This window comes from Streptomyces sp. NPDC054840 (assembly GCF_053611065.1).
Genome location: NZ_JBSGZP010000191.1, coordinates 1 through 11,286, shown reverse-complemented (window position 1 = coordinate 11,286; position 11,286 = coordinate 1). Strand labels below are relative to the sequence as shown.

Sequence of the window (11,286 nt, the reverse complement as noted above, 5' to 3'; positions counted from 1 at the left end):
GGTGTCGTACCCGCCCCGGACATCGGTGCGTTCAGCTCGGCCGGTTGGGCCCGCTCGGTCGGTCGGGCCTCAGCCGGCGAAGCCCAGTTCGCGCGCGATCAGCATGCGCTGGACCTCGCTCGTGCCCTCGCCGATCTCCAGGATCTTGGAGTCGCGCCACATACGGGCCACCGGGTACTCGTTCATGAAGCCGTAGCCACCGTGGATCTGGGTCGCCTCGCGCGCGTTGTCGACGGCGACCGTCGAGGAGTACAGCTTCGCGATCGCCGCCTCCTTCTTGAACGGCTCCCCGGCCACCAGCCGGGAGGCCGCGTCGCGCCAGCCGATGCGGGCCATGTGGGCGCGCATCTCCATGTCGGCCAGCTTGAACTGGATGGCCTGGTTGTCGCCGATCGCCTTGCCGAAGGCGTGCCGCTCCTTGGCGTACTTGACCGACTCGTCCACACAGCCCTGCGCGAGACCGGTCGCGAGCGCGGAGATGGCGATCCGGCCCTCGTCGAGGATCCGCAGGAACTGCGCGTAGCCGCGGCCCTCCTGGCCCACCAGGTTGGCCAGGGGGACCCGTACGCCGTCGAAGGACAGCTCACGGGTGTCCGAGGCGTTCCAGCCCACCTTGGAGTACGGGGCGGCCACCGTGAAGCCCGGGGTGCCGGACGGGACGATGATCGAGGAGATCTCCGGGCGGCCGTCCGCCTTGCGGCCCGTCACGGCGGTGACGGTGACCAGGCCGGTGATGTCCGTACCGGAGTTGGTGATGAAGCACTTCGAGCCGTTGATGACCCACTCGTCACCGTCCTTGACGGCGGTGGTGCGGGTACCGCCCGCGTCGGAGCCCGCACCGGGCTCCGTCAGGCCGAAGGCGCCGAGGATCTCGCCGGAGCACATCTTCGGCAGCCACTGCCGCTTCTGCTCCTCGGAGCCGAAGAGGTAGAGCGGCATGGCACCGAGGGAGACCCCGGCCTCCAGGGTGATGGCGACCGAGGAGTCGACGCGGGCCAGCTCCTCCAGGGCGATGCCGAGGGCGAGGTAGTCCCCGCCCATGCCGCCGTACTCCTCCGGGAAGGGCAGGCCGAACAGGCCCATGCGGCCCATCTCGGCGACGATCTCGTACGGGAACTCGTGCCGCTCGTACAGGTCGCCGATCTTCGGGGCGACGACGTCGTGCGCGAACGCCTCCACGGTGCGGCGGAGTTCCTCGTGCTCAGGGGTGAGCCGGTGGTCGAGGGACATGGTGTGACTACTCCTTGTGGGAGAGGGCGCGGACGGTACGGGAGGGGCTGGGGCGTCCCAGCTGTTCGGCCATCCACACGCTCGTGGCGGTGAGGGCGGCCAGATCGACCCCGGTTTCGATGCCGAGGCCGTCGAGCATCCACACCAGGTCCTCGGTCGCGAGGTTGCCGGTGGCGCTCTTCGCGTACGGGCATCCGCCGAGGCCGCCCGCGGACGCGTCGACGGTGGTCACACCGTGCTGGAGCGCGGCGAGGGTGTTGGACAGGGCCTGGCCGTAGGTGTCGTGGAAGTGCACGCCGATACGGTCGGTCGTGACCCCGGCCTCGTTCAGCGCGGCGAGCAGGGCCTGGACATGGCCCGGGGTGGCCACGCCGATCGTGTCGCCGAGGCTCAGCTCGTCACAGCCGAGGTCCAGCAGGGCCTTGGCGACGGAGACGACCTGGTGGACCGGGACCGGACCCTCCCAGGGGTCGCCGAAGCACATCGAGAGATAACCGCGGACATGCGCGTGCCCCTGCTTGGCGCGGGCCACGACGGGCTCGAACATCGCGAGGGACTCGGCGACGGTGCGGTTGAGGTTGCGGGCGGCGAAGGTCTCGGTGGCCGAGCCGAAGACCGCGATGCGCGTGGCCCCGAGGGCGAGCGCGCGGTCGAGGCCGCGCTCGTTGGGGACGAGGACGGGAAGGTCCGCGTCGACGCCGGCGAGCTGCGGGAACAGCTCCTCCGCGTCGGCCAGTTGGGGCACCCACTTGGGGTGCACGAAGCTGGTGGCCTCGATGGTCGTCAGCCCGGCGGCGGCGAGGCGGTGGATGAACTCCGCCTTGACGGCCGTGGGGACGGCGCCCTTCTCGTTCTGCAGCCCGTCGCGGGCGCCGACCTCGTGGATACGGACGCGGGCCGGGAGGCCGGGAGCCGGGACGTTCATGGGCAGCCTGTTCACGCGGCGTCCTCCTTGTCCTTGTCCTCGTCCTCGTCCGGGGTGACGACGGCCAGGATCTGGTCCATGGCGACCGTGCTGCCGGGGGTCACGTCCAGTTCGGTGACGGTGCCGGCGTGCGGGGCGGAGATGACGTGCTCCATCTTCATCGCCTCGACGACGAGCAGGCTCTGCCCGGCCGCGACCTTGTCGCCGACGGCCACCTTGACCACGGTGACGGTGCCGGGCATGGGAGCGGCGAGGGTGTCGGCGCCGCCGTGTCCGGCCCCGCTCAGGTTGGCCACGACGGGGTCGTACGTCTGGACGTGCCAGGAGTCGGCGTCGCGGCCGAGCCAGGTCCCCTCCGGGGAGGCGGCGTGGCTGAAGCGGTGCGTGACGCCGTCGAGTTCGACGGTGACGGTGTCGGCGGTGCGGGTGAGGATCCGGGCTCGCGCCGGTGCGCCGGGGCTCTGCCCCGGACCCCGCGCCTCAATCGCCGGCGAGGCTGAATCGGTGAGCCGTGTCTCGATCAGTACGGGTTCCTGGCCGGGAAGGCGGAAGTGGTGCGCCGTCCAGGCGGGTGTGCCGCCCAGACGCCAGCCGCCGGTGGCGTCGAAGGGGTCGACCCATCCCTCCCGCTGGGGCGCCGCCGGCTGCGCCAGCAGGGCTGCGGCGGCGTACACCTCGTCCGGGACCCCCTCCGGCAGGAGGGACGGCAGGTCGCGCTCGACCAGGCCCGTGTCCAGGTCGCCCGACACCACATCCGGGTGCGCCAGCAGCCTCCGCAGGAAACCGGCATTGGTCTGCACGCCCAGGATCACCGTGTCGGCCAGCGCCGCCCGCAGCATGCGCAGCGCCGTCGGACGGTCCGGGCCGTGGACGATCACCTTCGACAGCATCGGGTCGTACGTGGAGCCCACCGGCACGCCCGCCGTCAGCCCGGAGTCGGTGCGCACGGCACCGCCCGAGGGCTCGGACAGGGCCAGCACGGTGCCGCCGGACGGCAGGAACCCGCGCGCCGGGTCCTCCGCGCAGACGCGGGCCTCGATGGCGTGTCCGGTCAGCGTCACCTCGGACTGCGTGAAGCCGAGCGGCGCGCCCGCCGCGACGCGCAGCTGCTGCTCCACCAGGTCCAGCCCGGTGATCAGCTCCGTCACCGGGTGCTCGACCTGGAGGCGGGTGTTCATCTCCATGAAGTAGTAGGAGGAGGGGTCGCCGCCCGGCACGATGAACTCCACCGTGCCCGCGCCGACGTACCCGCAGGAGCGGGCCGCGTCGACGGCCGCCGCGCCCATCGCCGCCCGGGTCTTCTCGTCGAGCAGGACCGACGGGGCCTCTTCGATCACCTTCTGGTGCCGGCGCTGCAGCGAGCACTCGCGCTCGCCCAGGTGCACCACGTTCCCGTGGGCGTCCGCCAGCACCTGGATCTCGATGTGCCGCGGCCGGTCCACCCACCGCTCGACCAGCAGGGTGTCGTCGCCGAAGGAGGACCGCGCCTCGCGGCGGGCCGCCGCGATCTCCTCGGCCAGCACCGCCTCGTCGCGCACCAGCCGCATGCCCTTGCCGCCGCCGCCCGCCGAGGGCTTGAGCAGCACCGGCATACCGATCTCCAGCGAGGCGGAGACCAGTTCGGCGTCGGTCAGGCCGCTGCCCGAGGAGCCCGGTACGACGGGCACGCCGGCCGCCTTCACGGTCTCCTTGGCGCGGATCTTGTCGCCCATCAGGTTGATGGCGCTCGCCGGCGGACCGATGAAGGCGAGGCCGGCGTCGGAGCAGGCCTGCGCGAAGGCCGCGTTCTCGGCGAGGAAGCCGTAGCCGGGGTGGACGGCCTCGGCGCCCGTCCGCTTCGCGGCATCCAGCAGCCGCTCCACCGACAGGTAGCTCTCGGCGGCCGCGGCCGGGCCGATGCGGACGGCCGTGTCGGCTTCCCGGACATGGCGGGCGTCCGCGTCGGCGTCGCTGAAGACGGCCACGGAGCGGATTCCGAGCTGCCGCAGGGTACGGATGACCCGGACCGCGATCTCGCCCCGGTTCGCCACCAGAACAGTGCTGAACATCAGTGAGGTCCTCACGTCACATACGGAAGATGCCGAAGCCCGGCTGCGTCAGATCTTTTTGGCCCAGCGGGGCGTTCGCGCACGCGGTCAGGGCCAGTCCCAGCACCTGCCGGGTTTCCATCGGGTCGATGACCCCGTCGTCCCACAGCCGCGCGGTGGCGTAGTAGGCGTTGCCCTGCTCCTCGTACTGCGCGCGGACCGGGGCCTTGAAGGCCTCCTCGTCCTCGGCGGGCCACTCCTGGCCCGCGCCCTCGATCTGGTCGCGCTTGACGGTGGCCAGGACGGAGGCCGCCTGCTCGCCGCCCATGACGGAGATCTTGGCGTTGGGCCACATCCACAGAAAGCGCGGCGAGTACGCCCGACCGCACATCGAGTAGTTGCCGGCGCCGTACGAGCCGCCGACGACCACCGTCAGCTTCGGCACCCGGGTGCAGGCCACCGCCGTCACCATCTTGGCGCCGTGCTTGGCGATGCCGCCGGCCTCGTAGTCCTTGCCGACCATGAAGCCGGAGATGTTCTGGAGGAAGAGCAGCGGGATACCGCGCTGGTCACACAGCTCGATGAAGTGCGCGCCCTTCTGCGCGGACTCGGCGAACAGGATGCCGTTGTTGGCGATGATCCCGACCGGGTGTCCGTGGATCCGGGCGAAGCCGGTGACCAGCGTCTGGCCGAACTCGGACTTGAACTCCTGGAAGCGGGAGCCGTCCACGATCCGGGCGATGATCTCGCGGGCGTCGTACGGGGTGCGCGAGTCGACCGGGACCGCGCCGTACAGCCCGTACGGGTCCACCTTGGGCTCTTCCGGCGCCTCGACCGACCAGGGCAGGGCCCCGCGCTCGGGCAGGGTCGCCACGATGTTCCGTACGATCCGCAGCGCGTGCGCGTCGTCCTCCGCGAGGTGGTCGGTCACGCCGGAGATCCGGGAGTGGACCTCGCCGCCGCCGAGCTCCTCGGCGGTGACCACCTCACCGGTGGCGGCCTTCACCAGCGGCGGGCCGCCGAGGAAGATCGTGCCCTGGTTGCGAACGATGACGGCCTCGTCGCTCATGGCCGGCACGTACGCCCCGCCGGCGGTGCAGGAGCCGAGAACGGCGGCGATCTGCGGGATGCCGGCCCCCGACATGCGGGCCTGGTTGTAGAAGATGCGGCCGAAGTGCTCCCGGTCGGGGAAGACCTCGTCCTGCATGGGGAGGAAGGCGCCGCCCGAGTCGACCAGGTAGAGGCAGGGGAGACGATTCTCCAGGGCCACCTCCTGGGCGCGGAGGTGCTTCTTGACGGTCATCGGGTAGTACGTGCCGCCCTTGACGGTGGCGTCGTTCGCGACGATCACGCACTCGCGGCCGCTGACCCGGCCGATGCCCGCGATGACCCCGGCGGCGGGGGCCGCGCCCCCGTACATGCCCTCGGCGGCCAGCGGGGCCAGCTCCAGGAAGGGGGATCCGGGGTCGAGGAGGGTGTCCACGCGGTCGCGCGGGAGGAGCTTCCCGCGGGCGGTGTGGCGGGCGCGGGCCTTCTCGCCGCCGCCGAGCCGGGCCGCGTCGAGCCGGGCCCGCAGGCCCTCGGTCAGCTCGCGGTGGGCGGCCTCGTTGGTCCGCCAGGCCTCGGACGCCGGGTCCGCGGCGCTCGTCAGCACTGGTGCCTGCTGCATCGGTCGAGCTCCCTTGCTCGTTCCACTTGCTCGGTCCACGCTGTCACGCTGTTAATGAGCGTTAACGCTTCTGAGCCTTAGGTTAACGACCGCTAACGGCCCTGTCTAGAATGGTTCCCCATGAGCACCAGAGCGGCCGCCCCGACCCGTCGCGAGCAGATCCTCAGTGAGGCCGCTCGTCTCTTCGCCGCGCGCGGCTTCCACGGCGTCGGCGTCGACGAGATAGGGGCCGCGGTGGGCATCAGCGGCCCCGGCCTGTACCGGCACTTCGCGGGCAAGGACGCCATGCTCGCCGAACTGCTCGTCGGCATCAGCGAGCGGCTGCTGACCGGCGGCCGGCACCGGGTGGCGCAGGCAGCGGGCGACCCGGCCCGGGTCCTGTCCTCCCTCATCGACGGCCACATCGACTTCGCGCTCGACGACCGGGCGCTGATCACCCTGCACGACCGGGAGCTCGACCGGCTCCGGGACGCCGACCGCAAACTCGTACGGCAGCTGCAGCGCCAGTACGTGGAGCTGTGGGTGGAAGTCGTACGGGAACTGCACCCGGAGGTCGTCGAGGCGGAGGTGCGGGTCGCCGTCCACGCGGTCTTCGGCCTGCTCAACTCCACCCCGCACCTGGCGGCCCTGGGGCGCGAGGCGGTGGAATCGCTGCTCCGGCGCCTCGCACACGGCGCGTTCGGGGCGCTGTCGGCATGAATCGGGGCGTCCGCCGACCGGAATGGACGCGCCGCCTCCGCCCCGGCGGCGGCAGAATGGCCCGCATGCCGAAGCCGATAGAGACGCCCGTACCCACCCGCGCCGAACTCATCGACCACCTGGTCCGCACGCGGATCGCGGGGCAGGTCGCCACGCCGCGCGACAACAACCTCAGCCACTACCGCAAGCTCGCCAACGGCGACCGGCACTACTGGCTCGGCCTGGAACTGGGCGACCGCTGGACGGACGAGCAGGACGTGCTCGCGGTGATGGCGGAGCGGTGCGGAGTCGTGGACGACCCCGCGTTCCGGTTCGGCCAGGACACCATCGACCCCGAGCTGACCGTGGCCGGCCTGGACCGCCTGGCGGCGCGGCTGCGCAAGGCGGCGGCGGACCGGCAGAGCGTGCTCTTCGCGACCGGCCACCCGGGCGGCCTCCTGGACGTCCACCGGGTGACGGCGGCGGCCCTGCGCGCCGCGGGCTGCGAGATCGTCGTCATCCCGCGGGGCCTGATGGCGGACGAGGGCTCGGTGTGGCAGTTCGCCGACGTCGCGGTCCTGGAGCGGGGGGCGACGCTGTGGCACACCCACTCCCCGGAGCCGATGGCCGCGATCCTGGACGGCCTCGCGGCGGAGAACCGCCCGCAGCCGGACCTGGTCGTCGCGGACCACGGCTGGGCGGGCTGCGCGGCGCAGCGCGGCCTGGACGCGGTCGGCTACGCGGACTGCAACGACCCGGCCCTGTTCATCGGCGAGGCGGAGGGCACCGTCCAGGTGACGATCCCCCTGGACGACCACGTCCGCGACCCGCGCTTCTACGACCCGATGGTGGCGTACATCCTGGACGCGGCGGGTCTGCTGGGGGAGTAGCGCGGCGAACGCGGAGAAGCCCCGGCCGGGAGCATCCTGCCGGGGCTTCCTCATGCCCGGGCTCGGGGAACCCGGCGGGGCCACGATGACCCGCGCGCGCCGATGTAGCCGGCCCCGAGGCGGCCCAGCGGGGAGTGCCCGCCGGGCCGCCCCCTCGTGATCACTGGCCGGCCAGTGTCACGATCAGGCAGAGGGCGAAAAAGATGACAGAGGCGAATTCCGGTAGGAGGCTGGACCGCTGCTGGCGCATCGGCCCTCCCGGCGCCCCGGACGCGGCATGTCGCATGGCTTCCATGTCGACCAAGAGCCGCAGTCTTGCCTTTTTTCCGCCCAGAACCCTTTGAAAGGCCCGAGGGTAAAACTCCCCGCCGCTGCCGGCTGCTCTATTCACCAGGCAAAGGTGATATCCGAGAGGAGTTCGTCGCCATTGCAGTTCAGAAATCTCCGACCATGGAATCCATACCGTGCGATAGGGCTCGCGGACAACGAGGTGCTCCTTCTCCGTGCGCAATCCGGGGGCGAAGTGGAATCGCCATACGATGCACACGAAGGCAGGGCAGGCCATCAACGCCGCGGCCAGTGGGCGGTATGAGTCGTGCGTCCAGCTGATGGCCTCGACCAGGACGATCACAGGAATGGTGAGGAATATTCCGGAATAGAGGAGGCCTTTTAGTGTATTGCTTGTCGACCTCTTCACTGTCGCCGAAGTCCCCTGTACCCGAAAGCGCTCACGATCCTGTCGGGACTAATCGGCCGGGCGGACATCACGCACGCGGGACGCGTACGACACCCTCCTGGATGACCGTCACGGCCAGCCGGCCGTCCTGCGTCCAGATGCGGGCCTGGCCGAGGCCCCGGCCCGCGGCCGCCGAGGGCGACTCCTGGTCGTACAGCAGCCACTCGTCGGCCCGGAAGGGCCGGTGAAACCACATCGCGTGGTCCAGCGAGGCGCCGACCACGTCGCCCACCGCCCAGCCGCCCCGGCCGTGCGCGAGCAGCACCGAGTCCAGCAGGGTCATGTCGGAGACGTAGGTGGCCAGGCAGGTGTGCAGCAGCGGATCGGCGCTGTCGAGCTTGCCGGCCGTACGGAACCACACCTGCGAGCGCGGCTCCACCGGCTCGCCGATGCTGCCCCAGGGCGGGGTCGTCGCGTAGCGCAGGTCCACCGCCTCCCGCGTCTCGATCAGCCGCTCCACCGTGCCGGGGTCGCGGAAGATCTCGCGGTACGCGGGCAGCGACTCGGCCGCGGTGGGCAGGGACTCCGGGTCCGGGGCGGACGGCATGGAGACCTGGTGGTCGAGGCCGTCCTCGTACGTCTGGAACGACGCGGAGAGATGGAAGATCGGCTGGCCGTGCTGGACGGCGACGACCCGGCGCGTGGTGAAGGAGCGCCCGTCGCGGATCCGGTCCACCGAGTAGACGATGGGCGCGGAGGTGTCGCCGGTGCGCAGGAAGTAGGAGTGCAGCGAGTGCGCGATGCGGTCCGCGGGGACGGTCCGGCCGGCCGCGACCAGGGCCTGGGCCGCCACCTGGCCGCCGAACACACGCGGTACCAGCGAAGGGCGGCTGATACCGCGGAAGATGTTCTCCTCGATCTGCTCGAGGTCGAGCAGATCGAGGAGCGTCGTCAGTGCCTGGTTCATGGGGGAAGGTTAAAAGCCGAATCCCTTTACAGACCCATGGACTTGGCGATGATGGACTTCATGACCTCGCTGGTGCCGCCGTAGATGCGGTTCACGCGGTTGTCGGCGTACAGGCGGGCGATCGGGTACTCGTTCATGTAGCCGTAGCCGCCGTGCAGCTGCAGGCACTTGTCGATGACGCGGTGCGCGACCTCGGTGCAGAACAGCTTCGCGGAGGCGGCCTCGGCGGCGGTCAGCTCACCGGCGTCCAGAGCCTCCAGGGCGCGGTCGGCGACGGCCTCGGCGGCGTCCACCTCGGCCTGACAGGAGGCCAGTTCGAACTTGGTGTTCTGGAAGTGGGCGACCGGCTTGCCGAAGACGGTGCGCTCGGTGACGTACTGCTGGGCGAACCGGATGGCGGCCTTGGCCTGCGCGTAGGCGCCGAAGGCGATGCCCCAGCGCTCGGAGGGCAGGTTGGCGCCGAGGTAGTAGAAGCCCTTGTTCTCCTCGCCCATCAGGTCCTCGACCGGGACCTTCACGTCGACGAACGCCAGCTCGGCGGTGTCGGAGGTGCGCAGACCCAGCTTGTCGAGCTTGCGGCCGATGGAGTAGCCCTCGGACTTGGTGTCCACGGCGAAGAGGGAGATGCCGAAGCGGCGGTCCTGCTCGCTGGGGGCGGAGGTTCGGGCGCAGACGATCACGCGGTCGGCGTGGACGCCACCGGTGATGAAGGTCTTGGAGCCGTTGAGGACGTAGTGCGTGCCGTCCTCGGAGAGCTTGGCGGTGGTCTTCATGCCCGCGACGTCGGAGCCGGTGCCCGGCTCGGTCATCGCGAGGGCCCACATCTCCTCGCCGGAGACGAACTTCGGCAGGTAGCGCTTCTTCTGCTCGACGTCGGCCAGCATCTTGATGTAGGGGAGGGCGAGCAGCACGTGCACGCCGGAGCCGCCGAAGTTGACGCCCGCGCGGGAGGTCTCTTCGTAGAGGACGGCCTCGAACTTGTGGGTGTCCAGGCCCGCGCCGCCGAACTCCTCGGGCACGTTGATGCCAAAGACGCCCAGCTCGCCGAGCTTGTAGTAGAAGTCGCGCGGCGCCTGACCGGCTGCGAACCACTCGTCGTAGACCGGGACGACCTCGGCCTCGATGAAGGCGCGAATGGTCTCGCGGAATGCCTCGTGGTCCTCGTTGAAAACGGTACGGCGCACAGCCGGCTCCCTTCGGTCGCGGCGGTCCGCCGCCATGCCTAAGCGCTTGCTCAGCCTAAGTTACCGGCCAGTCAAACTGACTGTCCAGAGTGGAGGCACCGCAGAAAGGGTGGGGTGGCTCACCCCGGCCCCGCCGACGGCGGTCGGAGCTGACCCTGGCGGAGGGGGTTCGTCCGCGCCGCGGTGGCCGGTTCCGTGGAGATGCCGTCTGCCATCTGCCATCTGCCGTCTGCCGTCTGCCGTCTGCCGTCTGGCGTCTGCCGTCGGCTGTCCGCGCTGTCCGGCCCTCCGCCGTCCGCCCTCCGCCCTCCGCCATCTGCCCGCCGGACGACCACCCGGCCGAGCGGGCCGGCGCCCCGCTGTCCTCACCCTGCGGTGACGCGCAGCGCGAACCACAGCTCCATCCGCACGTCCGGGTCGTCCAGGTCCCGGTCCAGCAGTTCCGCGGCGCGGCCGACCCGCTGGCGGACGGTGTTGCGGTGGACGCCCAGGGCCGTGGCCGTGCGGTCCCAGTTGCCGTGGTGGGCCAGCCAGCCCCGGAGGGTCTCCCGCAAGGCGGGGGAGAGCGGCCCCAGCAGGGCCTCGGCATGGGCCCGGGCCTCGGCCTCGCCGACCAGGCCCGCGAAGCCGGGGTCCGTGTGGTGGGCCAGCGGGATGCGGGCCGCCTCCGCGCGCCGGACGGCCCGCTCGGCCTGGGCATCGGCCGTGGCCAGCCCGGCGGGCGCGGCCGGGCCGCTCACCCCGAGCCGCCAGCCGGGCTGCGCCGCGGGCTCCCGGTCCGTCAGCAGCCGTACGCCGCCCTCGTACGGGTCCAGCAGTACGGTGCCCAGCGCGGCCGCGAGGGCCTGCGGGTCCCCGGACCCGCGGGCGTGCACGGCGTACCAGGGCCCGGCCGCCAGGGCTTCGGCCGGATCCCCGTCGAGCAGCAGCCGGGTCAGCGCCGCCGCCTCCGCCCCGGCGGGCCGCTCGGCGGTGAGCAGCGTCAGCAGTACGGCGGCCACCGAAGCCACGGTGTGGTCGCCGGGCGCGCGGGCCGGGGT

Annotated in this window: 10 protein-coding genes; 2 read left to right on the top strand and 8 right to left on the bottom strand. The window is 71.5% G+C overall.

Annotated elements, in window-relative coordinates; all coding sequences use genetic code 11:
- Window positions 1-69: 69 nt before the first annotated feature.
- The 4 genes from ACWGIU_RS16110 to ACWGIU_RS16095 are packed head-to-tail and all read right to left on the bottom strand — an operon-like array spanning window position 70 to window position 5,851.
- Entirely contained in the window at window positions 70-1,230 is a 1,161-nt protein-coding gene (locus ACWGIU_RS16110) for an acyl-CoA dehydrogenase family protein (RefSeq protein ID WP_453706256.1), read from the bottom strand.
- A gap of 7 nt (window positions 1,231-1,237) precedes the next feature.
- The gene (locus ACWGIU_RS16105; protein WP_453706258.1) at window positions 1,238-2,155 is read right to left on the bottom strand and encodes a hydroxymethylglutaryl-CoA lyase; all 918 of its coding nucleotides are present in this window, start codon (window positions 2,153-2,155) and stop codon (window positions 1,238-1,240) included.
- An 11-nt stretch (window positions 2,156-2,166) separates the two neighbouring features.
- Window positions 2,167-4,203 carry an ATP-binding protein gene (locus ACWGIU_RS16100; RefSeq protein WP_453706254.1) on the bottom strand — a complete coding sequence of 679 codons (2,037 nt, stop codon included), beginning with the start codon at window positions 4,201-4,203 and terminating at the stop codon, window positions 2,167-2,169.
- A gap of 16 nt (window positions 4,204-4,219) precedes the next feature.
- Complete coding sequence (locus ACWGIU_RS16095) at window positions 4,220-5,851, bottom strand: carboxyl transferase domain-containing protein (RefSeq protein WP_453706252.1); 1,632 nt, start codon at window positions 5,849-5,851, stop codon at window positions 4,220-4,222.
- 120 nt (window positions 5,852-5,971) lie between these two features.
- Between ACWGIU_RS16095 and ACWGIU_RS16090 the strand changes: the two genes are divergently transcribed.
- Together ACWGIU_RS16090 and ACWGIU_RS16085 are read left to right on the top strand one after the other, a co-directional pair.
- On the top strand, window positions 5,972-6,550 hold the full coding sequence (locus tag ACWGIU_RS16090; RefSeq protein ID WP_030716093.1) for an SACE_7040 family transcriptional regulator: 579 nt from the start codon (window positions 5,972-5,974) through the stop codon (window positions 6,548-6,550).
- 56 nt (window positions 6,551-6,606) lie between these two features.
- Window positions 6,607-7,419: a phosphatase gene (locus tag ACWGIU_RS16085; protein WP_453706250.1), complete on the top strand. Its 813-nt coding sequence runs from the start codon at window positions 6,607-6,609 to the stop codon at window positions 7,417-7,419.
- 160 nt (window positions 7,420-7,579) lie between these two features.
- Here ACWGIU_RS16085 and ACWGIU_RS16080 read toward each other — a convergent pair whose 3' ends face one another.
- From ACWGIU_RS16080 to ACWGIU_RS16065, 4 genes are all read right to left on the bottom strand, one after another.
- On the bottom strand, window positions 7,580-8,050 hold the full coding sequence (locus tag ACWGIU_RS16080; protein ID WP_453706248.1) for a hypothetical protein: 471 nt from the start codon (window positions 8,048-8,050) through the stop codon (window positions 7,580-7,582).
- 133 nt (window positions 8,051-8,183) lie between these two features.
- Window positions 8,184-9,062, bottom strand: coding sequence for an acyl-CoA thioesterase II (gene tesB, locus ACWGIU_RS16075; protein WP_453706246.1), 879 nt, complete (start codon window positions 9,060-9,062; stop codon window positions 8,184-8,186).
- Between the two features lie 26 nt (window positions 9,063-9,088).
- Window positions 9,089-10,246, bottom strand: a complete 1,158-nt coding sequence (locus ACWGIU_RS16070; protein WP_453706244.1) for an acyl-CoA dehydrogenase family protein — start codon at window positions 10,244-10,246, stop codon at window positions 9,089-9,091.
- A 365-nt stretch (window positions 10,247-10,611) separates the two neighbouring features.
- Window positions 10,612-11,286, bottom strand: a 675-nt coding sequence (locus ACWGIU_RS16065) for a helix-turn-helix domain-containing protein (RefSeq protein ID WP_453706242.1), incomplete at its 5' end; no start/stop codon positions are given.